At 59.8% G+C, this 22,943-nt stretch carries 19 protein-coding genes and 1 pseudogene; 13 read left to right on the top strand and 7 right to left on the bottom strand.

What is annotated here, in order from left to right:
* Positions 1 to 67: 67 nt before the first annotated feature.
* Positions 68 to 955, bottom strand: coding sequence for an MBL fold metallo-hydrolase (locus C7534_RS03815; protein ID WP_109785045.1), 888 nt, complete (start codon positions 953 to 955; stop codon positions 68 to 70).
* Between the two features lie 209 nt (positions 956 to 1,164).
* Here C7534_RS03815 and C7534_RS03810 point away from each other — a divergent pair, with 209 nt between their 5' ends.
* Both C7534_RS03810 and C7534_RS32585 read left to right on the top strand, forming a co-directional pair.
* A complete protein-coding gene (locus C7534_RS03810; RefSeq protein ID WP_218278070.1) occupies positions 1,165 to 2,070 on the top strand; it encodes a LysR family transcriptional regulator in 906 nt (301 codons plus the stop codon).
* A 205-nt stretch (positions 2,071 to 2,275) separates the two neighbouring features.
* Positions 2,276 to 2,452 (top strand): hypothetical protein, encoded by a 177-nt coding sequence (locus C7534_RS32585; RefSeq protein ID WP_175648977.1) that lies wholly within the window; start codon positions 2,276 to 2,278, stop codon positions 2,450 to 2,452.
* Between the two features lie 9 nt (positions 2,453 to 2,461).
* On the opposite strand, the gene C7534_RS03805 is transcribed toward C7534_RS32585, so the two are convergent.
* The gene (locus C7534_RS03805; RefSeq protein ID WP_109785043.1) at positions 2,462 to 3,358 is read right to left on the bottom strand and encodes a helix-turn-helix domain-containing protein; all 897 of its coding nucleotides are present in this window, start codon (positions 3,356 to 3,358) and stop codon (positions 2,462 to 2,464) included.
* Positions 3,359 to 3,534: 176 nt separating this feature from the next.
* Between C7534_RS03805 and pobA the strand changes: the two genes are divergently transcribed.
* Together pobA and C7534_RS03795 are read left to right on the top strand one after the other, a co-directional pair.
* Complete coding sequence (gene pobA, locus C7534_RS03800) at positions 3,535 to 4,728, top strand: 4-hydroxybenzoate 3-monooxygenase (RefSeq protein ID WP_109785042.1); 1,194 nt, start codon at positions 3,535 to 3,537, stop codon at positions 4,726 to 4,728.
* Positions 4,729 to 4,858: 130 nt separating this feature from the next.
* Positions 4,859 to 6,376: an MDR family MFS transporter gene (locus C7534_RS03795; RefSeq protein ID WP_109785041.1), complete on the top strand. Its 1,518-nt coding sequence runs from the start codon at positions 4,859 to 4,861 to the stop codon at positions 6,374 to 6,376.
* Positions 6,377 to 6,497: 121 nt separating this feature from the next.
* Here C7534_RS03795 and C7534_RS03790 read toward each other — a convergent pair whose 3' ends face one another.
* The 4 genes from C7534_RS03790 to C7534_RS03775 all read right to left on the bottom strand — a co-directional run bounded on the left by C7534_RS03790 (position 6,498) and on the right by C7534_RS03775 (position 10,512).
* Complete coding sequence (locus C7534_RS03790; protein ID WP_046033239.1) at positions 6,498 to 7,346, bottom strand: cache domain-containing protein; 849 nt, start codon at positions 7,344 to 7,346, stop codon at positions 6,498 to 6,500.
* Positions 7,347 to 7,576: 230 nt separating this feature from the next.
* Complete coding sequence (locus C7534_RS03785) at positions 7,577 to 8,452, bottom strand: ATPase (RefSeq protein ID WP_109785040.1); 876 nt, start codon at positions 8,450 to 8,452, stop codon at positions 7,577 to 7,579.
* A gap of 119 nt (positions 8,453 to 8,571) precedes the next feature.
* On the bottom strand, positions 8,572 to 9,564 hold the full coding sequence (locus C7534_RS03780; RefSeq protein ID WP_077431357.1) for an NAD-dependent epimerase/dehydratase family protein: 993 nt from the start codon (positions 9,562 to 9,564) through the stop codon (positions 8,572 to 8,574).
* Between the two features lie 54 nt (positions 9,565 to 9,618).
* Positions 9,619 to 10,512 carry a LysR family transcriptional regulator ArgP gene (locus C7534_RS03775; protein ID WP_077431356.1) on the bottom strand — a complete coding sequence of 298 codons (894 nt, stop codon included), beginning with the start codon at positions 10,510 to 10,512 and terminating at the stop codon, positions 9,619 to 9,621.
* 96 nt (positions 10,513 to 10,608) lie between these two features.
* Between C7534_RS03775 and C7534_RS03770 the strand changes: the two genes are divergently transcribed.
* The 3 genes from C7534_RS03770 (at position 10,609) to C7534_RS03760 (ending at position 12,392) form a co-directional block, all read left to right on the top strand.
* A complete protein-coding gene (locus C7534_RS03770; protein WP_046033235.1) occupies positions 10,609 to 11,010 on the top strand; it encodes an ACT domain-containing protein in 402 nt (133 codons plus the stop codon).
* A gap of 6 nt (positions 11,011 to 11,016) precedes the next feature.
* Entirely contained in the window at positions 11,017 to 11,619 is a 603-nt protein-coding gene (locus tag C7534_RS03765; RefSeq protein ID WP_046033234.1) for a LysE/ArgO family amino acid transporter, read from the top strand.
* 176 nt (positions 11,620 to 11,795) lie between these two features.
* Positions 11,796 to 12,392, top strand: coding sequence for a superoxide dismutase (locus C7534_RS03760; protein WP_065949384.1), 597 nt, complete (start codon positions 11,796 to 11,798; stop codon positions 12,390 to 12,392).
* Between the two features lie 58 nt (positions 12,393 to 12,450).
* Here the strand turns inward: C7534_RS03760 and C7534_RS03755 are convergent.
* Positions 12,451 to 12,824: pseudogene (locus C7534_RS03755) on the bottom strand (DUF6124 family protein).
* A 1,197-nt stretch (positions 12,825 to 14,021) separates the two neighbouring features.
* Here C7534_RS03755 and C7534_RS03745 point away from each other — a divergent pair.
* From C7534_RS03745 to C7534_RS03720, 6 genes are all read left to right on the top strand, one after another.
* Positions 14,022 to 16,073, top strand: coding sequence for a putative bifunctional diguanylate cyclase/phosphodiesterase (locus tag C7534_RS03745; RefSeq protein ID WP_046026449.1), 2,052 nt, complete (start codon positions 14,022 to 14,024; stop codon positions 16,071 to 16,073).
* 256 nt (positions 16,074 to 16,329) lie between these two features.
* The gene (locus tag C7534_RS03740) at positions 16,330 to 17,679 is read left to right on the top strand and encodes an imelysin family protein (RefSeq protein ID WP_109785264.1); all 1,350 of its coding nucleotides are present in this window, start codon (positions 16,330 to 16,332) and stop codon (positions 17,677 to 17,679) included.
* Positions 17,680 to 17,956: 277 nt separating this feature from the next.
* The gene (locus C7534_RS03735) at positions 17,957 to 19,384 is read left to right on the top strand and encodes a di-heme oxidoreductase family protein (RefSeq protein ID WP_109785039.1); all 1,428 of its coding nucleotides are present in this window, start codon (positions 17,957 to 17,959) and stop codon (positions 19,382 to 19,384) included.
* 27 nt (positions 19,385 to 19,411) lie between these two features.
* Entirely contained in the window at positions 19,412 to 20,476 is a 1,065-nt protein-coding gene (locus C7534_RS03730) for an imelysin family protein (RefSeq protein ID WP_046026451.1), read from the top strand.
* A gap of 14 nt (positions 20,477 to 20,490) precedes the next feature.
* On the top strand, positions 20,491 to 21,588 hold the full coding sequence (locus C7534_RS03725; protein ID WP_109785038.1) for a DUF1513 domain-containing protein: 1,098 nt from the start codon (positions 20,491 to 20,493) through the stop codon (positions 21,586 to 21,588).
* A 205-nt stretch (positions 21,589 to 21,793) separates the two neighbouring features.
* Positions 21,794 to 22,942 carry an efflux RND transporter periplasmic adaptor subunit gene (locus tag C7534_RS03720; protein ID WP_046026453.1) on the top strand — a complete coding sequence of 383 codons (1,149 nt, stop codon included), beginning with the start codon at positions 21,794 to 21,796 and terminating at the stop codon, positions 22,940 to 22,942.
* Position 22,943 lies beyond the last annotated feature (1 nt).

The following is a 22,943-nucleotide window of genomic DNA, read 5'->3' as shown; positions in this document are numbered from 1 at the left end:
TTGGCTCAAGTGAATTAGTACATGCCCAATGATCGTTCCCGCGCTCTGCGGGGGAACGATCAGAAACTCATTCACCCCACTTCATCTCGCCCTTCGCGACTTTGGCGCTCAACTCCAGCGAGCTTTCCTCGCCCAGTGTCGGGTAGCGTTTCTTCATCGCGGCGATCAGTGCAGCGGAGTCTTTTGCCTTGGCGGTTTCATCATCGAAGGCCTTGATGTAGTCGGCGGTGAACTGCACGGCCGCCAACGAGCGGGCACTGTCACCGAGGTAATGACCCGGCACGATGGTTTTCGGTTTCAGGGTTTCGATGGAATGCAGCGTAGTCAGCCAATCGGCGTGTGACTGCGGTGTTTGCGTGTCAGCCATCCAGACGTGGATGTTTTCTGCCACGACCACGCCTCCGACGACGGCCTTGATCGACGGAATCCAGACGAAGGTGCGATCCGGTTGCTTGCCCGCCAGCCCCACCACCTGCAACTTCTGCCCTTCGAGCATCAGGCTGTCGCCCTTGAGTACACCCGGCACGATGGTTTTAGAGGGGACGTCGGCGCCCATTTTCGGGCCCCAGAACGCGAGTTTGCCGTCGACGGTGTGCTTGATGTGATCCACGGTCGGTTGCGAGGCGAGCACTTTGGCGTTCGGGAACGCAGCGGTCAGGGTGTCGAGGCCGAAGTAGTAATCCGGGTCGCCGTGGCTGATGTAGATGGTGGTCAGTTGCTTGCCGCTGGCGCGGATTTTCTCGACGACCTGTTCAGCCTGGGATTTGCCGAACTGCGCATCCACCAGAATCGCGTCCTTTTCGCCACTGACCAGCACCGACGTCACCGGGAAAATCGCCTTGTCGCCGGGGTTGTAAACGTCCAGGGTCAGCGTCGATGCCGCGGCTGCATGGGCCGCGAAGCCGAGCGTGGCGGTGGCCAGCAAAATACGTTTAAGCGAGGTGAAGCCGATCATCTGTTGCTCCGTTGTTGATGGCCAAGGTTGGCCGATGGCTCTGTAGGAGCTGACGAGTGAAACGAGGCTGCGATCTTGTAAAGGCAAGATCAAAAGATCGCAGCCTCGTTTCACTCGTCAGCTCCTACAGGGGGACAGAGCTTAGTTGCCTGACTCAGTACAAAAAATGCGATGCTTGAACATAGTTTGTTTCTAAAAGTGGGCAAATCATGGATCGTCTACAAGCAATGCGCGTGTTCGTCAGCGTGGTCGACCTCGGCAGCCAGTCGGCGGCGGCCGATCAACTGGACCTGTCACGCCCGGTGGTTTCGCGTTATCTGGCGGAACTGGAAGATTGGGTCGGCGCCCGGTTGATGCACCGCACGACACGCAAGTTGAGCCTGACGGCTGCCGGCACCGAGATGCTGCCCCGCTGCCGGCAGATGCTCGACTTGTCCACCGACATGCAAGCCGCCATCCGCGAGCCCGACGATGCGCCGCGCGGGCTGTTGCGAATCAGCGTCAGCACCTCGTTTGGTCAGGCCCAACTGGCGGATGCCATGGCCGCCTACGTCAAACGTTACCCCGGCGTCAGCATCGATATGCAGATGCTCGACCGCACCGTGAACCTGGTGGATGAACGCATTGATCTGGCGATACGCACCAGCAACGACCTGGACCCGAATCTGATTGCCCGCCGGCTGACGGTCTGCCGCTCAGTGATTTGCGCGTCCCCGGCCTATCTGCGTGAACATCCGAGGCCACAGCGGGTGGAAGATTTGAGTCAGCACAACTGCCTGACCCATTCCTACTTCGGCAAAAGCCTTTGGCATTTCGAGGAGGACGGTGAGCCGGTCTCGGTGCCGGTGCAGGGCAACATCAGCGCCAACGAAGCCAGCACGTTGCTGCGCGCGACAATGGCCGGCGCGGGGGTGGCAATGCTCCCCAGTTATCAGGCCGGCGTGCATATCCACAGCGGTGAGCTGATTCGTCTGCTACCCCATGCCGAGCACCGGCAGATGAACATCTACGCGGTGTACGCCTCACGCAAACACATGCCGGCGGCGCTGCGCAGCCTGCTGGATTTTCTTGTTTTAAGGTTCCCCGAGGAACCGGAGTGGGATGTCGGCCTATAAAAAACCTGCGAGCTTGCTCGCGATAGCGGTAGTTCAGTCGACATCGTTGTTGAATGATCAATCGCTATCGCGAGCAAGCTCCCACAGGGGATCATCAAGGCTCTGAATACCGTGTCAGAGCCGATATCGCTTCAGTGGCAACTCCACCGCGCTGACCTATGCTCAAAGTAATACCCAAGCGGTATTCGTTCAGAGGTCAAACGCCATGAACACCAAAACAAGAAGATACCTCGCCATTTTCATTACCTGCGCGGCGACGCTGGCGCTGTATGGCACAGCCGCCTGGCGGGTCGAGCAGTTGCGCCAACTGCCCCGCGAATTTGCGAGCTGCAACTTCGAGCGCTGCATCCCCCACAACGCGACCCTCAACGCCCTGCGCTAACGAAGAGGATCAGGCCTCGTTGTCCTGATCGGCCTTCAAGCGGTCGCGAAACGCCTTGGGAGAAATCCCCACTCGACGCCGGAACAGGCGCGTGAAGTTGGTCGGATCGGAAAATCCCAACACGTCGGACATTTCATAAATGGTCATGCTGGTGTAGGTCAGCAAACGCTTGGCCTCCAGCAATTGCCGTTCGTGCATGATCTGCAACGCCGGTTGTCCCGCCAGTTCACGGCACGTGCCGTTGAGGTGGGACACGGAAATCCCCAGCCGATGCGCCAGGTCTTCGACCTTGACGTGCTGGCGGTAAGTCTCTTCCACCAGTTGAATAAAACCGTTGAGGTATTCCCGGGCACGCTGCGGACGCTGGCTGGCAGTGCGGCGCGTGATTACCTGCCGGCTGACCCACACCATGATCACGCTGACCAACGAATGCATGAGCATTTCACGCGCCGGTTGGTGACCGGTGTATTCGTCCTGCAGCGCTGAAAAAAGGCTGTTGAGGTAATCGCCGTCCTTGCCCGCCGAGTAGCTTTCGGCCTGGGCCAGCGCATTTACCGAGTTGCCCAGTTGCGCCTGCAGATGGGTCACCAACGGCGCGGCCAGGGTCAATACAAACCCTTCGACGTCCTCGGAAAACCGATAACCGTGCACCGACAATGGCGGCAGGATCAGGATGGCAGGCTCAGTCAGTTGCGTGCGTTTACCTTCGATTTCAAGCTCTGCCTGACCTTTGAAGACGAAGAGTAACTGGCACAAATCGGCGTGGCGGTGGGGTTTGATTTCCCATTGATGTTCGCGGCTGCGTTTGGAAATGGTTTCGCAGTGCAGCAAGTCCGGGGTCGGCCAGTCCAGGCTTTCACCGTAGAGCTTGAACACTGGAATCGAAGGCAGGTCAGGCTTGTTCATCACTTCAATCCAGGCTTCAGGTGACGGGCGATAATCGCACCGATTGGCAGAATGTACAGATATCGGCTCAGTTTTCACCTTCAATTGACAGACTCGCAAGGGAAAAATGCAAGCACTCGATCCATAAAAATAATTCACCGGCTCTGGTCGCGTGGAGCTTGCGAGTCCTGATAACAATGAAAATGCTGAAAACCCAAATCGCCATCATTGGCGCCGGTCCGTCCGGTTTGCTGCTCGGCCAGTTGCTGCACAACGCCGGTATCGACACCCTCATCCTTGAACGCCAGAGCCCGGATTATGTGCTCGGTCGAATCCGTGCCGGCGTCCTTGAACAAGGCATGGTAGAGCTGTTGCGTCAGGCCGGTGTCGGGCAGCGAATGGACGCCGAAGGACTGGTGCACACCGGTTTCGAACTGGCGCTCGACGGCCGCCAAGTACACATCGACCTGCACGCCCTGACCGGGGGCAAAACCGTGATGGTGTATGGCCAGACCGAAGTCACCCGCGACCTGATGGCCGCTCGTCGGGAGGCCGGTGCGCAGACGATTTACGAGGCCACCAATGTCGTCCCGCACGGCATGAAAAGCGACGAACCTTTCGTGACCTTCGAGAAGGATGGCCAGACGTATCGCCTCGATTGCGACTACATCGCCGGGTGCGACGGCTTCCATGGCGTGGCTCGCCAATCGATCCCCGACGACTGCCTCAAGGTATTCGAGCGGGTCTATCCGTTCGGCTGGCTCGGCATTCTCGCCGACACGCCGCCGGTGCACGAAGAGTTGGTGTATGCCCGTCACGAACGTGGTTTCGCGCTGTGCAGCATGCGTTCGTCTACCCGTACCCGTTATTACCTCCAGGTGCCGGTCGAGGATCAGGTGCAGGACTGGTCGGACCAGCGCTTCTGGGATGAGCTCAAATCGCGGCTGCCGACCGCCCTCGCCGACGCGCTGGTGACCGGCCCGTCCATCGAAAAAAGCATCGCGCCACTGCGCAGCTTTGTGGTCGAGCCAATGCAATACGGGCGGATGTTCCTGGTCGGCGACGCGGCGCACATTGTCCCGCCCACCGGTGCCAAGGGCCTGAACCTGGCGGCCAGTGACGTCAGCACGCTGTTCAATATTCTGTTGAAGGTTTACCAGCAAGGACGCGTGGATTTGCTGGGGAAATACTCCGAGATCTGCCTGCGCCGGGTGTGGAAAGCCGAACGGTTTTCCTGGTGGATGACGTCGATGCTGCACCGCTTCGACGAGCATGACGCGTTCAGTCAACGCATCAGCGAGTCGGAGCTGGACTACTTTGTCGGCTCTGAAGCGGGTAGAAAAACCATTGCAGAAAATTACGTCGGGCTTCCATACGAGGCTATCGAATAGCTTGCTATCGCAGGGTGTGTTATCCATTTTTCCCGCGTCGCGGGAAAAATGGATAACACACCCTGTACACTGGCGAGCATCCCCGCTCGCCTTGCCCCTTGCGGATCCATCACTGCCCGCAGGTTTTACCGTGACCAATCTCAACCAGCCTGACACGCCCAAGCCAGCCATTCGCAGCGTGCTTATCGCCTTGATGCTGGCGATTTTTCTCGGCGCGCTGGACCAGACCATCGTCGCCGTCTCGATGCCGGCGATTTCCGCGCAGTTCAAGGACGTCAGCTTGCTGGCCTGGGTGATTTCCGGGTACATGGTGGCGATGACAGTGGCGGTGCCGATCTACGGCAAGCTCGGCGATTTGTATGGTCGGCGCAAGCTGATGCTGTTCGGCATGGGGCTGTTCACCCTCGCTTCGTTGTTTTGCGGCATGGCCCAAAGCATGGAGCAATTGGTGCTGGCGCGGATCATTCAAGGCATCGGCGCGGGCGGGATGATTTCGGTCAGCCAGGCGATCATCGGCGACATCGTGCCGCCTCGGGAGCGTGGTCGTTATCAAGGCTATTTCAGCAGCATGTACGCGGTGGCGAGCGTAGCCGGCCCGGTGCTTGGCGGTTACATGACCGAGTACTTGTCCTGGCGCTGGGTGTTTTTGATCAATCTGCCGCTGGGCCTCGGTGCCTGGCTGGTGGCCAATCGCACACTCGTCGGGCTGCCGGTGCCACAGCGCAAACCCATCATTGATTACCTCGGCACGCTGCTGATGATCATCGGTTTGACTGCGTTGCTGCTGGGTATCACTCAGGTGGGTCAGGGTCATTCGTGGCGCAGCGCCGAAGTGCTGGCCTTGTTCGGGTCTGCGGTGTTGGTACTGGCGCTGTTCGTCTGGCATGAGCGTCGGGCGCGTGAGCCCTTGCTGCCGATGCACTTGTTCGCCAACCGCAATGCCATTTTTTGCTGGTGCACGATTTTCTTCACCAGCTTCCAGGCGATCTCGTTGATCGTGCTGATGCCGCTGCGCTTCCAGAGCGTCACCGGCGCCGGGGCCGACAGCGCCGCGCTGCACTTGTTGCCACTGGCCATGGGTTTGCCGATTGGTGCGTACTTTGCCGGACGCCGGACCTCCGTCACCGGGCGCTACAAACCGATGATCCTGACGGGCGCTGCACTCATGCCGATGGCGATTCTGGGTATGGCGTTCAGCCCGCCCCAGGCCTTTTGGCTCAGTAGCCTGTTCATGTTGCTGTGCGGGATCGCCAGTGGCATGCAATTCCCGACGTCATTGGTCGGCACGCAGAATTCGGTGGAGCAGCGTGATATCGGCGTTGCCACCAGCACCACCAATCTCTTCCGCTCACTGGGCGGCGCGGTGGGAGTGGCGTTGATGTCGGCACTGTTGCTGGCGCTGTTGCAGGATTCCAGTTTTGCCCACATTGCCGGTTCATCGCTGATTGCCGAGGGCAGCTCGGGCAATGTCTTGCTCGACGGCCTGAACGCCGCGCCGGGGGATGCGCAAAACGCCTTGCGCGCCGAACTGCTGCTGACCTTCAGGCATTTGCTGATGGTCAGTGCGGCGGTGTCGCTGTTGGGGCTGGCGGCGGCGGTGGCCATGCCGAATATGTTGTTGCGGGGGCGAGAGGATAAGGTTCGGTAGTAGAACGAGTCGCGTCCATCGCGGGCAAGCCCGCTCCCACAACAGACCGAGTTGTTCCAGAGAACGCGGTCAACTGTGGGAGCGGGCTTGCCCGCGATAGCGGTTTATCAGTCACTGAGATTCAAGGGCTGTAATACCCGACCGCCACCAGGAAGTGCCCGACCTTTTTAAGGTAGGCATGCTTGTCCTCAACCTTGCCGGTCACCGGGTTTTTCCAGCGGTATGCGTATTCGCCATAATCCTGTTTGGCCATCAACGCCAGGATCGGCTCGCCCACCGGTTTGCCGTCCGGGTCCTTGATCTTGCTGAAGTCGGTATTGATCAGCCGCAGATTGGTGCCGTGAGCCACATAACGCTGGGTGTCCAGGTCGACGACGAATACATACAGGTCATCCTGCAAGTAACCGCCCTTGAGGGAGTTGATGGCGGTCAGCGTACCCTTCTCGTCCTTGGCCAGATCGGTCGCGGCTTTGTTCAGCAGCGCCATTGCCTGTTCCGCTGACGCCCGTGGCAGGTAGTAACCGACCGCGAGGATTCGCGCCCCTACGCGCTGATAGAACACATGCTTGAGCTCGACCTTGCCGTCGGCCCAGTTCTGCCAGCGGTATTCAGCCTCCTGGATGCCATTGCCCTCCGGTACTTTCAAGGCGTCCTTGAAGGCTTTCTGCAAGTCTGGCCCGAGCGTCTCGGTCACGTTCCGTCCGATCAACGCCGCAGACGGCCCACCACTGGCGAGCATTACGCCTTTGGTATCGACCACAAACACGTAGCGCTCTTTGTCGACAAACTCGCCCTGACGGCTGAACGCCGCGAGGGCCTTGTCGCCATTGTCGTGGTAATAGGCCAGGGCTTTCTCCAGCAAGGCCCTGGCAGCTTGGCTGTCTTCTTTTTCGGTGCCGGCAGCGAAAGCCTGGCCCAGGCACAGAAGCAGCATTGCGCCCATCAAGGTCAATTTGTGCAAAACCCCCATTGTGCATCCCTCGTTCTTGTCGATGTTTCAAGAGCGTAGACGGCAATGGGAGATACACCCAGACCCGTAGCAGCTGTCGAGCCCCGGCGAGGCTGCGACCGGCTGCGAAGCAGTCGCAAAATCTACCGACTCGGTGCTTCAGGTAGACCGAGTTGATCGGATTGACGACTGCTTCGCAGCCGAACGCAGCCTCGCCGGGGCTCGACAGCTGCTACAAGGTTGCCTGAGGTCTATTGCCGGGCGCGAAGCTGCTGCTGCAGGTTCTGGATTTGGGCCTGAAGGGTGTTGATGTTGCGGGTGACCTGGCCGCGGAACGCGTCGAACTCAGCGGTATTGGTGGAACCTTGCGCAACGGCCGGGCGGTTGTCCTGCAGGCTTTTGAGCACAACCATGTCTTGTTCCAGACGATCAATGGCTGCACTTGGGTTGCCTTGTTTTTTCAGCGCGGCGACGTCGGCGCCAAGGCTTTTCAGTTCGGCCTCGACTTTGCTGGTGTCCGCCGGGGCACTTTTCAGTGCGGTCAATTCGCTGCTCAGCGATTTGAGCTGCGCCTGCAATTGCGTATTGGCCGCCTGTTGTTCGGTGTGCTGGGTGGTGAGTTGCGCCAGACGCTTATCCAGATCGCTGGTTTGCGCGGTCATCTGCGCCAGGCGTTTGTCCAGATCCGAGGCCTGACCGACTACGCCTTGTTGCTGCTTGCCTTGATCCAGCAGCTTGTTTTCCAGGTCTTTGATTTGCAGTTTCAGCGCTTCGCTGTCGCTGGTGACGTTGGTCTGGCTGGCAACGACCTTGCCGGAAATGTCCTGCAAGCGCCCCGCCGCTTCCTCACTGATACGCGCGAAACTTTCCTGGGTGGCCACCAGTTGTTGTTCCATCAGCGAGATCTGCTGAAAGCTCCACCAGGCAAGGCCGGCAAAGGCAAAAAACAAGGCGCCGACCAATGCCCACAGCGCGCCGGTGCTGGCGCTCTTGACCTTGACCACCGGTGCCGGCCGCGAATGCACGCTGGTGCGAGCGGTAGGCGCAAAATCATCATCGTCGAGGCTGTCGGCGCGCAGGCTCGGTACATCATCAAAATCGTCGTTGGCATCGTTACGCATGGACATTGAGTCAACCTTTGTGAAACGCGGTGATGGCTTTATGCGGCGAGTATAAACCCCGCTGCCGCACCGATTGACTCCCTACTCCCAACTCGGTTCAGTGCGGGCAGACGACTAGCGCGACGTCAACGCAGGTCTTGAGCCTTCCACCAACTGCAGAATTCATCGAGGGCGGCCCAGACACTGACTTTCGGATCGTAGTCCAGATAATGCCGGGCGCGGCTGATGTCCAGGGTGAAATTTTTGTTCATGACCTGCATGCCCAGCCGCGACAAGGTCGGCTCCGGGCGCCCCGGCCACAGTTTGCACACACCTTCATTGAGTGCCGCGACGGTGTAACCCAAACCGTAGGAACGGTAACGCGTGACTTGTGGGACTTCCATGTTGCGCATGACGTAATTGACCACATCCCACAGCGGAATCGGCGTTCCGTTACTGATGTTGTAGGCCTTGCCCAAGGCCGAGCCGCTGGCCAGCAAACTGCTGAGCAACGCTTCGTTGAGGTTGTGCACGCTGGTGAAGTCGACCTTGTTGAGGCCGTTGCCGATGATCGCCAAGCGGCCTTTGCGCTGCATTTTCAGCAGGCGTGGGAAGATGCTCATATCACCTGCGCCGGTGACGAAACGCGGACGCAGGGCCAGGGTTTCGAGGCCAAACTCCTGGGCACCGAAGACCTTTTGCTCGGCCAAAAATTTGGTCGCGGCGTAGGGGTGCTTGAAACGCTTGGGCACCTGTTCTTCGGTCAACCCCAAGTGGTCGCGACCGTCGAAGTAGATCGACGGCGACGACAAGTGCACCAGGCGTCGAACGCGCTGTTTCAGGCAGGCTTCAACCACGTTTTCAGTGACCTGGACGTTGCCTTGATGAAAGTCCTGATAACGTCCCCACAGCCCCACCGCCCCCGCGCAATGGACCACGGCCTCGACATCTGAACACAGGTCGCGCGCCAGTTCCGGGTCGCTCAAATCGCCCTGAATAAACTCGGCGCCACGGCGCACCAGATGTTCGACGCTTTCGGCCCGGCGACCGTTGACCCGCACGTCCAGGCCCTGCTCCAACGCGAAACGCGCAAAGCGTCCGCCGATGAAGCCGCTTGCGCCGGTGACCAGAATTTTCATGTAGTGCTCCGATGTCTTTCGTTTTGCCTGATTCGTGAGTCTTGACGCTGCCCGTCAGTCCAACGGCACCAGCCATTGCTTCGACGAACGCACCAATTGGTCCGTCAGCAACCCCAGAAGCTGACCGCCATTACGCCAATGATGCCAGTACAGCGGCACATCGATGGGCTTATCTGGCAAAAGCTCGACCAATACACCGCGCTCCAGTTGCTCGCGCACCTGTAATTCAGGCACCAGCCCCCAGCCGAGTCCGGCCTCGGTCAAACGAATGAAGCCTTCTGACGAGGGGCATAAATGGTGTTCGAAACCGCCATCAACCCCCACCGAAGCAAGGTAACGATGTTGCAGGAAATCGTCCGGGCCAAAGACCAGCGCCGGGGTTTTCGCCAGTTGATCGGCACGAACGCCTTGCGGGAAATGCCGGGCGATGAACGCCGGGCTGGCCAATGCCCGATAACGCATGGCCCCCAACAGAACGCTGCGAGCCCCGGCCACCGGGCGCTCACTGGCGCAGACACACGCCGCCACGTCACCGGCACGCATGCGTTTGAGGCCGACGGTCTGGTCCTCGACCACCAGATCCAGCAGCAGGTGTTGTTCGGCACAAAAATCGCCCACCGCTTGCGCCCACCACGTGGCCAGGCTGTCGGCATTCAATGCAATTCGCAGACGTTCCGGCAGGCCTTCTTCGTCCAGCGCCGGCACCTGGGATTGCAAGTCACGCTCCAGCAGACGCACTTGTTGCACATGGTTGAGCAAGCGCCGACCGATTTCAGTCGGGGCCGGCGGCGTAACCCGCACCAGCACCGGTTGGCCGACCCGCGCTTCCAGCAACTTGATGCGCTGGGAGATCGCCGATTGCGACAAGCCAAGCACCTGCGCGGCCCGTTCGAACCCGGCCTGCTCGATAACGGCAGCCAGGGCAGAGAGTAATTTATAGTCGAACATCAGTTTTCCTAATGAGCGATCAGCATGATTGGTTTTTCTTATACAGGTTAGCAGCCCAGAATGCCCGACAAGCACTTTTGAACAAGGAATACCGACATGGCTGGTGAAACTTCATTGGCAACCTTGCTGCGCAGCATGAGCCCGCAACTCAACGCCGGCGAATACGTGTTTTGCACCCTGCGCGACGGCACGTTGCCGACTGGCCTTGAGATCGTCGGCAGCTTTCGCGAGCAGGAAGGTCTGACCGTGATTCTGGAACGCTCCCACGCCGAACAGGCCGGTTTCAGCTTCGACTATGTCGCGGCCTGGATCACCTTGAATGTGCACTCGGCGCTGGAAGCAGTTGGCCTGACTGCCGCGTTCGCCACCGCTTTAGGCAAGGCCGGCATCAGCTGCAACGTGATCGCCGGTTACTACCACGACCACCTGTTCGTCGGTCAGGCCGATGCTGAACGCGCCCTGCAAGTACTGCGCGATCTCGCGGCCAACGGGGAGTAATGACGTATGTGGCAAAGTTATGTAAACGGCCTGCTGGTCGCCGCTGGACTGATCATGGCGATCGGCACTCAAAATGCGTTTGTGCTCGCGCAAAGTCTTCGACGCGAACATCACCTGCCGGTGGCAGCGCTGTGCGTGGTCTGCGATGCATTGTTGGTGGCGGCCGGAGTCTTCGGCCTCGCGACGGTCCTGGCGCAAAATCCGACACTGCTGGCGGTCGCCCGCTGGGGTGGCGCGGTGTTTCTGATTTGGTACGGCAGCCAGGCACTGCGCCGGGCCTGCTCGAAACAAAGCCTGCAACAGAGTGAAAACCAGACCGTTCGCTCACTGCGTGCCGTCATGCTCAGTGCGTTGGCCGTCACCCTGCTCAACCCGCACGTTTATCTGGATACGGTGTTGCTGATCGGCTCTCTCGGGGCGCAACAAACCGAGCCCGGTGCTTATGTGGTGGGCGCGGCGAGTGCGTCGTTGCTGTGGTTTTTCACCCTGGCGCTGGGCGCGGCGTGGCTGGCGCCGTGGCTGGCCCGGCCAAGTACATGGCGGATACTCGACCTGCTGGTCGCGGTGATGATGTTTGCGGTGGCGTTTCAATTAATTGTTGCAGGCTGATTATTCCAAAAGGCTCTGGAACCTCTATTCCACACAGTTGTTGCGTGGTTATGCCGCACCCCCGGTGCTATGATCCGATTCCCTGCGCCGCAAAGAGTACAAACTCCCCGGCGCTTGTCTGGCCGCCCGTGATCGGCCTTGCGCTCACCGCAACTGACCTGACTAGGAGAATCATCATGGCTTTCGAATTGCCGCCGCTGCCTTACGCACACGATGCCCTGCAGCCGCACATTTCCAAGGAAACTCTGGAATACCACCACGACAAGCACCACAACACCTACGTCGTGAACCTGAACAACCTGGTGCCAGGCACCGAGTTCGAAGGCAAGACCCTGGAAGAAATCGTTAAATCTTCGTCGGGCGGTATCTTCAACAACGCCGCTCAGGTCTGGAACCACACCTTCTACTGGAACTGCCTGGCGCCAAACGCCGGCGGTCAACCTACCGGCGCGCTGGCTGAAGCCATCAACGCGGCTTTCGGTTCGTTCGACAAGTTCAAGGAAGAGTTCAGCAAGACGTCCATCGGCACCTTCGGTTCCGGTTGGGGCTGGCTGGTGAAAAAGGCTGACGGTTCCCTGGCCCTGGCCAGCACCATCGGCGCCGGCAACCCGCTGACCAACGGCGACACCCCGCTGCTGACCTGCGACGTCTGGGAACACGCCTACTACATCGACTACCGCAACGTTCGTCCGAAATACGTCGAAGCGTTCTGGAACCTGGTCAACTGGAAATTCGTGGCTGAGCAGTTCGAAGGCAAAACCTTCACCGCTTAATCTCGACGCCAGTCAAAAAAACCCGGCTTTTGCCGGGTTTTTTTTCGCCAGGAGAATGTCAGGCCGCTTGAGGGTCAACGTTATCCAAGGCCCGGTTCACCGCCAACTCGGCCAGCATGATGATCTGCTGGATCGCCAGCACGGTGTTTCTCTGCGGGCCGATCAGGTTCGCGGCGAAATCACTGGTCATGACGCTGGCGGAGGCCAGTGACTCGCAGGCCTGGGCCAGGAGGCTTTCGGTGCCCATGTTGGGGGCGACCAGAAACATCGTGCTGGGGCGCGGGGTTTTTCGGTGTATTGGGACGGGGGATCGAGGTAGTAGTCGAGGGCGCGTTTTATGGCTTCGCGGTCTCGCAGGAGTGCTTCGGATTGGGTGTCTTCGGCGGTTGGGGTGGTGGCGTTGAAGGGTGGATCGGGAATTAATTTGTCCATTGAGCATTTCTCCAGCGTTGGAGCCTCCACTCGCCGCTTCTCACACGGCGAAGAGGTGGCAGCTATGTGCGAGGTGAGAAGACCGGTTATGGACACCCGGCCGGACCGAAGTCCGCCCGCACACAGCCGCCATAACGCATTTGCCGGCAGCGAATAAGCTGGCGGCGATTATGCGTGTACAGACACTGGATGACCATAAGTTGCCGGGCTCTCACACCCGGTCGCTGAATTTTCAGCGACAGCCAGAGGTTAGAAGGCCCCCTTCCTACCCGGCAACCTGAAAAATGCGTGGGAAATCACTGCGTTTCTTACACATCTTTCATCACACAAAAATGGAACGCGGAGCGTCCCCGGCGGCATTCCCACGCGGAGCGTGGGAACGATCAATTGATGCACACCTGTTAGAGATTGGTTGGCTGCCAGACCGCCATCGCGGGCAAGCCCGGCTCCTACAGAGACTAGGTACACCTGCTAGAAATTGGATGGCTGTCAGGCCGCCTCGCGGGCAAGCCCGCTCCGACAAAAAGCAAAACATCACACATCCGCTGTTGCCCCTCACCACTCATCAGGCCGAGCGTTAGCTCGCCTGCAGCCCTTGATCTTGATCCACCCGCCCCTTCGGGAGGCTGAGTGGAGGTGTTCATCCGGGGAGTGGCGCGTAGCGCCGTTCGACGCAGTCGAACACGCTGCATGTAGGTCGAAGCGAAGCCGACCGGAGGGCAGTGTCCCCGGAGGGATACCGGAGCGAAGGAACGCCGAGCCCCAGCGAGGGGCCGGACGCTCGGGGCGAGCCTTTTTTTGCTTACTTTTTTTTGGCGTTTGAAAAAAAAGTGAGTCGCCGTAAGGGCGAAACCCTAAGCCGCCGTTACCGCAGCAACGGATATGTACCCCCCATAGCCTCAACGCCCCCCAAAAAAACCAGGCCAAAATCGGACGATGAAACCAGCGATCAACCCCTTGCCCCAACGCCACACCCGTCTAACATCAACCAAAAGGAAAAATAGTCCCCATCCCCCTCAAGTTGAAGGACCCAACTACCGACACAGTACTAATCGGACAAATACCCCAGGCAACTGCATATCGGCCAAGCCCACAGGCAAAAACCCCCTGTGATTGATTGTCCCTTTGACTGCAAACACAGGATTGCCAATACTCATGGCAACTTGATGCTACCCGCACGGAACAAGGAATAACCCTTTGAAGCTGGAACTCAAGAACAGCTTGTCGGTGAAGTTGCTCCGGGTCGTGCTCCTGTCGGCATTGATCGTCGGCGTGGTCTTGAGCTGTGCGCAAATCGTCTTCGATGCCTACAAGACGCGCCAGGCCGTGGCCAATGACGCCGAACGCATCCTCGACATGTTCCGCGACCCCTCGACCCAGGCGGTCTACAGCCTGGACCGGGAAATGGGCATGCAAGTGATCGAAGGCCTGTTCCAGGACGACGCCGTGCGCCAGGCCTCCATCGGCCACCCCAACGAAGCCATGCTCGCGCAAAAAACCCGCGAATTGCAGCATTCAAACAGTCGCTGGCTGACCGACCTGATCCTCGGCAAGGAACGCACCTTCACCACCCAACTGGTAGGTCGCGGCCCTTACAGTGAATATTACGGCGACCTGAGCATCACCCTCGATACCGCCACCTACGGGCAGGGCTTCATCGTCAACTCGGTGATCATCTTCATTTCCGGCGTGCTACGCGCCTTGGCCATGGGCCTGGTGCTGTACCTGGTCTATCACTGGCTGCTGACCAAACCGCTGTCGCGGATTATCGAACACCTGACCGAAATCAACCCGGATCGCCCCAGCGAACACAAAATCCCGCAGCTCAAGGGCCACGAAAAAAACGAACTGGGGATCTGGATCAACACCGCCAACCAGTTGCTCGAATCCATCGAACGCAACACTCACCTGCGCCACGAAGCGGAAAACAGCCTGTTGCGCATGGCCCAGTACGACTTCCTCACCGGCCTGCCAAATCGCCAGCAATTGCAGCATCAGCTGGACAAGATCCTGGTCGACGCCGGCAAATTGCAGCGTCGGGTCGCGGTGTTGGTGGTGGGCCTGGATGACTTCAAAGGCATTAACGAACAATTCAGCTATCAGACCGGCGACCAATTGCTATTGGCCCTGGCTGACAGGTTGCGGGCTCACAGTGGCCGCCTCGGCGCCCTCGCCCGTCTGGGCGGCGACCAGTTCGCCCTGGTCCAGGCCGATATCGAACAACCCTACGAAGCCGCCGAACTGGCGCAAAGCATTCTCGATGACCTGGAAGCGGCGTTTGCCCTCGATCATCAGGAAATACGCCTGCGCGCGACCATTGGCATCACCTTGTTTCCCGAGGATGGCGACAGCACCGAGAAGCTGCTGCAAAAAGCCGAACAGACCATGACCCTGGCCAAGACGCGCTCACGCAATCGCTATCAGTTCTACATTGCCAGCGTCGACACCGAGATGCGCCGCCGTCGTGAACTGGAAAAAGACCTGCGCGACGCACTGCTGCGCAATCAGTTCTACCTGGTCTACCAACCCCAAATCAGTTACCGCGACCACCGGGTGGTGGGCGTCGAAGCGTTGATTCGCTGGCAACATCCCGAGCATGGCCTGGTACCGCCCGATCTGTTCATTCCGCTGGCCGAGCAAAACGGCACCATCATTGCCATTGGCGAATGGGTACTGGATCAGGCCTGCAAACAGCTGCGTGAATGGCACGACCAGGGCTTCCCCGACCTGCGCATGGCGGTCAACCTGTCCACCGTGCAATTGCACCACGCCGAGTTGCCGCGAGTGGTCAATAACCTGCTGCAAATGTACCGTCTGCCACCGCGCAGCCTGGAACTGGAAGTGACCGAAACCGGCCTCATGGAAGACATCAGCACCGCCGCCCAACACCTGCTGAGCCTGCGCCGCTCCGGCGCATTGATCGCCATCGATGACTTCGGCACCGGCTATTCGTCACTGAGCTATCTGAAAAGCCTGCCGCTGGACAAAATCAAGATCGACAAGAGCTTCGTGCAAGACCTGCTCGATGACGACGACGATGCAACCATCGTTCGAGCGATTATCCAGTTGGGCAAGAGTCTGGGCATGCAGGTCATTGCCGAAGGCGTGGAAACCGCCGAGCAAGAGGCCTATATCATCTCCGAAGGCTGCCACGAAGGTCAGGGCTATCACTACAGCAAACCCTTGCCGGCACGTGAGTTGAGCGCCTACCTGAAACAGGCCCAGCGCAGTAACGCGGCCATTTTGTAGATTTGTAGAGATTCGAAAATCGCAGCCTCGTTTCACTCGACAGCTCCTACATGGGCCCCCGTGCTTCTGTAGCAGCTGTGTAGCAGCTGTCGAGTGAAACGAGGCTGCGTTTCTTTTGATCCACGACACAACCCCGTGTGAATAAGAAATATTTCCACCTGCAACCCTTTACACATAATGCGAAAGATTTGCATTATGTCGCAGTTTTGCGCGCGTGAAGCGCCCTTCCACCCCCTCTTGAAGCAGGATGTTCACCATGATTCGTATGCCTCTGGCTACCGCCAGTCTGTTGGCCATCGCTATTTCCCTCGCCGGTTGTGGCGAAGGCAAAGACAAGACCACGGCAGCGCCAGCGCCTACACCAGTCGCCAGCGCAGCCGCTGCTCCAGCGGCTGCGCCTGCCGCTGTCAGCAAAGTCGATGAAGCCGCCGCCAAAGCCGTTGTCGCGCACTACGCCGACATCGTCTTCGCCGTATACAGCGATGCCGAATCCACCGCGAAAACCCTGCAAACCGCCGTCGACGCCTTCCTCGCCAAGCCGAACGCCGACACCTTGAAAGCCGCCAAGGCTGCCTGGGTCGCTGCCCGCGTTCCTTACCTGCAGAGCGAAGTGTTCCGCTTCGGCAACACCATCATCGACGATTGGGAAGGTCAGGTTAACTCCTGGCCATTGGACGAAGGCCTGATCGACTACGTCGACAAATCCTACGAACACGCACTGGGTAACCCGGGCGCCACGGCCAACATCATCGCCAACACTGAAGTCCAGATCGGCGAAGACAAGGTCGACGTGAAAGACATCACCCCGGCAAAACTCGCCAGCCTGAACGAGCTGGGTGGTTCCGAGGCTAACGTCGCCACCGGCTACCACGCCATCGAGTTCCTGCTGTGGGGCCAGGACCTGAACGGCACTGGCCCTGGCGCCGGCAACCGTCCTGCTTCCGACTACCTGGAAGGCAAAGGCGCAACCGGTGGTCACAACGACCGTCGTCGCGCTTACCTGAAGTCCGTGACCCAACTGCTGGTCAGCGATCTGGAAGAAATGGTCGGTAACTGGAAGCCAAACGTGGCTGACAACTACCGCGCCACGCTGGAAGCCGAACCGGTTGAATCCGGCCTGCGCAAAATGCTGTTCGGCATGGGCAGCCTGTCCCTGGGCGAACTGGCGGGCGAGCGCATGAAGGTTTCCCTGGAAGCCAACTCCCCGGAAGACGAACAGGATTGCTTCAGCGACAACACCCACAACTCGCACTTCTACGATGCCAAAGGCATTCGTAACGTGTACCTGGGCGAATACACCCGCGCCGACGGCACCAAAATGACCGGCGCCAGCCTGTCGTCCCTGGTGGCCAAAGCCGACCCGGCTGCCGACACCACTCTGAAAGCCGATCTGGCCGCGACCGAAGCCAAGCTTCAGGTCATGGTTGATCACGCCAACAAAGGCGAGCACTACGACCAACTGATCGCCGCTGGCAACACCGCGGGCAATCAGATCGTGCGTGACGCGATCGCTTCCCTGGTCAAGCAGACTGGCGCGATCGAAGCCGCTGCTGGCTCGCTGGGTATCAGCGACCTGAACCCGGACAACGCTGATCACGAATTCTGATCAACGCTGGCTGACTGAAAAAGGCGACCTTCGGGTCGCCTTTTTCATACCTGCCAACCACCGATCCGATCGTTCCCACGCTCTGCGTGGGAATGCAGCCCGTGACGCTCCGCGTCACACCAAAAGCCGAACGCGGAGCGTCCGTTGAGGCATTCCCACGCAGAGCGTGGGAACGATCACCCTGCGCCAGATCAAGCAAACGATAATTCCTCTTATTCAAATTCCCATCCCCTGTTAGACTTTGCGCCCTTGTTTTGCTCGCCTTGCAGGATGTCTGATGCCCCCGCTGCCTCTTCGCTTGTCCGCACTGTTGCTGGCCCTGGGCCTGAGTGCCTGCGATGACGCCCCGCGTTTTACCAAGGCCGAACCCGGTGAAGCCCGTTCCGGTGGCAGCGCGACCGTACGCAAGACCGATCAGAACTCGTTTTCCCTGCCGTCCGCCAATCTGCCGCCGTCACGGCGCGTGGACTTCAGCGTCGGCAACAGTTTCTTCCGCAGCCCCTGGGTGATCGCGCCGTCGACCACCACCGCCCGTGACGGCCTCGGCCCGTTGTTCAACACCAATGCCTGTCAGGGCTGCCACATCAAGGACGGTCGCGGCCATCCGCCGACGCCGGATGCGCCGAACGCCGTGTCGATGCTGGTGCGCCTGTCGATCCCCAATGCGCCGGCCTATGCTCACGTCATCGAGCAGCTTGGCGTGGTGCCGGAGCCGGTCTATGGCGGGCAGCTCCAGGACATGGCCGTGCCCGGTGTCGCGCCGGAAGGCAAAGTGCGCGTTGATTACACGCCCGTTGCGGTGCGTTTCAAGGACGGCACTGAAATTGAACTGCGTAAACCGCGGCTGAACATCACTCAATTGGGCTACGGCCCGATGCACCCTGACACCCGTTTCTCGGCACGTGTCGCACCGCCAATGATTGGCCTGGGCTTGCTTGAAGCGATCCCCGAGGAGACGATCCTGGCCAATGCCGAGGCGCAGGCGAAGGCCAAAAACGGCATCGCCGGACGTCCGAACCAGGTCTGGGATGACGTGCAACAGAAGACCGTTCTCGGGCGATTTGGCTGGAAAGCCGGGCAACCGAACCTCAATCAACAAAATGTTCACGCGTTTTCCGGCGATATGGGCCTCACGACGAGCCTCAGACCCTTCGATGACTGCACCGATGCGCAAACCGCCTGCAAACAGGCGCCCAATGGCACCGGCCCCGATGGCGAGCCGGAAGTCAGCGATAACATTTTGCGTCTGGTGCTGTTCTACACCCGCAACCTTGCCGTACCGGCCCGCCGCGATGTCGGTGCGCCCGACGTCCTGGCCGGCAAAAACCTGTTCTATCAGGCTGGATGCCAGTCCTGTCACACACCGACGTACACCACCGCCGCCAACGCCGCCGAACCTGAACTGGCCAATCAAGTGATTCGCCCATACAGCGATCTGCTGCTGCATGACATGGGCGACGGTCTGGCCGACAACCGCAGCGAATTCCAGGCCAGTGGCCGCGACTGGCGCACGCCGCCGTTGTGGGGCATCGGCCTGACACAGGCGGTCAGTGGCCATACCCAGTTTTTGCATGATGGCCGCGCACGCAATCTGCTCGAAGCCGTGCTCTGGCATGGCGGTGAAGCGACGGCCGCGCAGCAACAGGTTTTGTCTTTCAATGCCGAACAACGCGCTGCGTTGCTGGCATTTTTGAACTCACTTTAAACACTTATAAAGAATCGGGAGCCCGACATGTTCCGCCCCAAACTGTTGTTCACCAGCCTTGCAGCACTCGCACTGGGCGCCTGTTCACCGCAGGATCCGCAAGCCGTGACATCGGCCGCCATCGCCAAGTCGGTGATCCTGCCGACTTACACCCGCTGGGTTGAAGCCGACCGCCAACTGGCTGTCAGCGCCCTCGCCTACTGCGAAGGCAAGGAAAACCTCGACACCGCCCGCGCTGATTTCCTGCACGCACAGAAAGCCTGGGCCGAGCTGCAACCGCTGCTGATCGGTCCGTTGGCCGAGGGTAACCGTTCGTGGCAGGTGCAGTTCTGGCCAGACAAGAAGAACCTGGTCGGCCGTCAGGTCGAACAACTGGTCAGCGCCCAGCCGCAGATCGATGCAGCGGCCCTGGCCAAGTCCAGCGTGGTGGTTCAGGGGCTCTCGGCCTATGAATACATTCTGTTCGACAGCAAGCCAGACGTGGCCAACGACGCGCAAAAAGCCAAGTACTGCCCACTGCTGAAAGCGATTGGCGAGCGTCAGAAACAGCTGGCCGAAGAGATTCTGCAAAGCTGGAACAGCACCGACGGCATGCTCGCACAATTGAGCAAGTTCCCGAACCAGCGCTACGCCGACTCCCACGAAGCCATCGCCGATTTGCTGCGTGTACAAGTCACCGCCATCGACACCTTGAAGAAAAAACTCGGCACGCCGATGGGCCGTCAGAGCAAGGGCGTGCCGCAGCCGTTCCAGGCTGATGCATGGCGCAGCCAGTCGTCCCTGACCGGTATCGAAACCAGCCTCGCCGCGGCCAAAACCGTGTGGGAAGGCGTCGACAACAAAGGCCTGCGCGGCCTGTTGCCGGCTGAGCAAAAGCCATTGGCCGACAAAATTGATGCTGCCTACGCCGCCGCACTGAAACTGTTCGCCAGCAATCAACGCTCGCTGACCGAAATGCTCAAAGACGACGCCGGTCGCCAGCAGCTCAACGATCTCTACGACAGCCTCAACGTTGTCCATCGCCTGCACGAAGGCGACCTGGCCAAGGCGTTGGGCATTCAACTGGGCTTCAACGCCAACGACGGTGACTGATGAGGGCGAGTGCCATGCTGCGACGTCAGGCTCTGACTTTAGGTAGTTTGCTGCTGGGAGCAGTGACACTGGGCGGCTGGACGCTGTTCAAGCAAAAGGACAAAAGCCCGTTGCTGCTGTCGGCGCGGGACGATACCGATGGCAAGCATTACGCCGTCGGTTATCGGCTGGCCGGCACCCGGGTGTTCGCCACCCAGGTCGGCCAGCGTTGCCATGACATCATCAATCACCCGACGCAGCCGATCGCGCTGTTCGTCGCCCGTCGTCCGGGCACCGAAAGCTACCTGATCGACCTGCGCGACGGCACGTTACTGCAGACCATCGTTTCGCAGCCAAACCGGCACTTCTACGGCCATGCCGTGATTCACAAGAGCGGTGACTGGCTGTACGCCACCGAGAACGACACCTCCGATCCGGGGCGCGGCTTGCTGGGCGTGTACAAGTTCGAAGGTGAACGGCTGGTGCACAGCGGTGAAATCTCGACGCATGGCCTCGGCCCGCATCAGGTGTCGTGGATGCCTGATGGGGAAACCCTGGTCGTGGCCAACGGCGGCATTCGCACCGAGGCCGAAAGCCGGGTCGAGATGAACCTCAATGCCATGGAGCCGAGCCTGGTGCTGATGCAACGCGACGGCACCCTGTTGAGCAAGGAAACCCTGGCCCAACAGATGAACAGCGTGCGCCACCTGGGCATCGCCAGCGACGGCACGATCGTCGCCGGTCAGCAATTCATGGGGCCATCCCACGAGTCTTCGGAGTTGCTGGCGATCAAGCGTCCGGGCCAGCCGTTCGTAGCGTTCCCGGTGCCTGAGCATCAATTGCAGGCCATGGGGCATTACACCGCCAGCGTCGCGGTGCACAGCGATCTGCGCCTGGTGGCGTTGACCGCGCCACGGGGCAACCGCTTTTTCATTTGGGACCTGGACAGCGGCGAAGTGCGCCTGGACGCGCCACTTCCCGATTGCGCCGGGGTCGGTGCGGTGGCCGATGGGTTTGTCGTGACGTCCGGGCAGGGACGCTGCCGGTACTACGATTGCCGCCAGACAAACCTTGTTGCAAAACCCCTTGAGTTGCCTGCGGGGCTCTGGGACAACCACCTGCACCTCATCTGATACACCCGGCCCTTGTAGGAGCCGAGCTTGCTCGCGATGGCGGCTGCACATCCAGCATCGCGGTTACTGACACACCGCTATCGCGAGCAAGCTCGGCTCCTACAGGTTTTGCGCTTGCCTGTAAATTCTGCCAGTTGGAATCACCCGCGCACTCGGGGTAATGTGCCTGCCTGTCTCACCTGATTTTCTCCAAGGAACTGGAAATATGCTGCGTCGCCGCATGCTGATCATGTTGGGTGTTGTGCTGCTGATTGTACTGGTCCTGGCCGCTTACAAAGCCTTCTCCATCTACACGATGATTCAAGGCTTCTCCGCGCCAAAGCCACCGGTCAACGTCGCCGTGGCCACGGCAATCGAGCGGCCGTGGCAGGCGCGCCTGCCGACCGTCGGCACTCTCAAGGCGCTGCAAGGGGTGGACCTGAGCCTGGAGACTGACGGCACGGTCACGGACGTACAGTTCCAGTCCGGACAGAAGGTCAAGGCCGGCCAGCCCATCGTCCAGCTCGACAGCGCCGTGGAAACCGCCCTGCTGGAAACGGCTCAGGCCGATCTCGGGTTGGCCATGGTCGATTACTCCCGTGGCAGTCAACTGGTCGGCAGCCAGGCCATTTCCAAAGGCGAGTTCGATCGCCTCTCGGCCGTGCTGAAAAAGAGCAAGGCTACGGTCAATCAGCTCAGGGCCGCACTCGGCAAAAAAAGCATTCATGCGCCGTTCAGCGGGACCATCGGCATTCGCCAGGTGGACGTCGGCGACTATGTCGCCACCGGTACCATGATTGCCACCCTGCAAGACCTCAGCAGTCTCTACGCCGACTTTTTCGTGCCTGAGCAGTCCGTGCCGAAAATCGCGGTCGGCCAGCCGGTGCAAATCATTGTCGCGGCGTATCCGGCGCAGCAGTTTCCCGGGACCATCAGTGCGATCAACCCGAAAGTCGAGAACAGCACGCGTAACGTGCAAGTGCGCGCCACCCTGGCCAATCCCGACGGCAAATTGATGCCAGGCATGTTCGCCAACCTGGACGTGTTGCTGCCCAACCCGCAGCCACGCATCGTCGTACCGGAAAGCGCGATCACCTACACCCTCTACGGCAATTCGGTGTACGTGGCCGCGCAGAAAAAAGCTGAAGATGGCAGCGTCGAGAAGGACGACAAGGGCGAGCCGATCCTGGTCGCCGAACGGCGTTTCGTCGAAACCGGTGAACGCCGCGAGGGGCTGGTGATCGTTACCAAAGGTGTGCAGAACGGCGAAAAAGTGGTCACGGCCGGCCAGATCAAACTGGACAACGGTGCGCACATCGCGATCAGCGACGACAAGACCCTAGCCGAGAAGAACAGTCCGCCGCGCGCGGACTGAT

Origin of the sequence: Pseudomonas sp. OV226, assembly GCF_003148705.1 — a bacterium.
Classification (GTDB): Bacteria; Pseudomonadota; Gammaproteobacteria; order Pseudomonadales; family Pseudomonadaceae; genus Aquipseudomonas.
Note: the sequence above shows the minus strand (reverse complement) of the source record. Positions and strands in the feature narration are given on the sequence as shown.

Coding starts and splice junctions, on each gene's coding strand:
- C7534_RS03815 (WP_109785045.1), bottom strand. CDS start 955: ATGATCGGCTTCACCTCGCTTAAACGTATTTTGCTGGCCACCGCCACG.
- C7534_RS03810 (WP_218278070.1), top strand. CDS start 1,165: ATGGATCGTCTACAAGCAATGCGCGTGTTCGTCAGCGTGGTCGACCTC.
- C7534_RS32585 (WP_175648977.1), top strand. CDS start 2,276: ATGAACACCAAAACAAGAAGATACCTCGCCATTTTCATTACCTGCGCG.
- C7534_RS03805 (WP_109785043.1), bottom strand. CDS start 3,358: ATGAACAAGCCTGACCTGCCTTCGATTCCAGTGTTCAAGCTCTACGGT.
- pobA (WP_109785042.1), top strand. CDS start 3,535: ATGAAAATGCTGAAAACCCAAATCGCCATCATTGGCGCCGGTCCGTCC.
- C7534_RS03790 (WP_046033239.1), bottom strand. CDS start 7,346: ATGGGGGTTTTGCACAAATTGACCTTGATGGGCGCAATGCTGCTTCTG.
- C7534_RS03785 (WP_109785040.1), bottom strand. CDS start 8,452: ATGTCCATGCGTAACGATGCCAACGACGATTTTGATGATGTACCGAGC.
- C7534_RS03780 (WP_077431357.1), bottom strand. CDS start 9,564: ATGAAAATTCTGGTCACCGGCGCAAGCGGCTTCATCGGCGGACGCTTT.
- C7534_RS03775 (WP_077431356.1), bottom strand. CDS start 10,512: ATGTTCGACTATAAATTACTCTCTGCCCTGGCTGCCGTTATCGAGCAG.
- C7534_RS03770 (WP_046033235.1), top strand. CDS start 10,609: ATGGCTGGTGAAACTTCATTGGCAACCTTGCTGCGCAGCATGAGCCCG.
- C7534_RS03765 (WP_046033234.1), top strand. CDS start 11,017: ATGTGGCAAAGTTATGTAAACGGCCTGCTGGTCGCCGCTGGACTGATC.
- C7534_RS03760 (WP_065949384.1), top strand. CDS start 11,796: ATGGCTTTCGAATTGCCGCCGCTGCCTTACGCACACGATGCCCTGCAG.
- C7534_RS03740 (WP_109785264.1), top strand. CDS start 16,330: ATGATTCGTATGCCTCTGGCTACCGCCAGTCTGTTGGCCATCGCTATT.
- C7534_RS03735 (WP_109785039.1), top strand. CDS start 17,957: ATGCCCCCGCTGCCTCTTCGCTTGTCCGCACTGTTGCTGGCCCTGGGC.
- C7534_RS03730 (WP_046026451.1), top strand. CDS start 19,412: ATGTTCCGCCCCAAACTGTTGTTCACCAGCCTTGCAGCACTCGCACTG.
- C7534_RS03725 (WP_109785038.1), top strand. CDS start 20,491: ATGCTGCGACGTCAGGCTCTGACTTTAGGTAGTTTGCTGCTGGGAGCA.
- C7534_RS03720 (WP_046026453.1), top strand. CDS start 21,794: ATGCTGCGTCGCCGCATGCTGATCATGTTGGGTGTTGTGCTGCTGATT.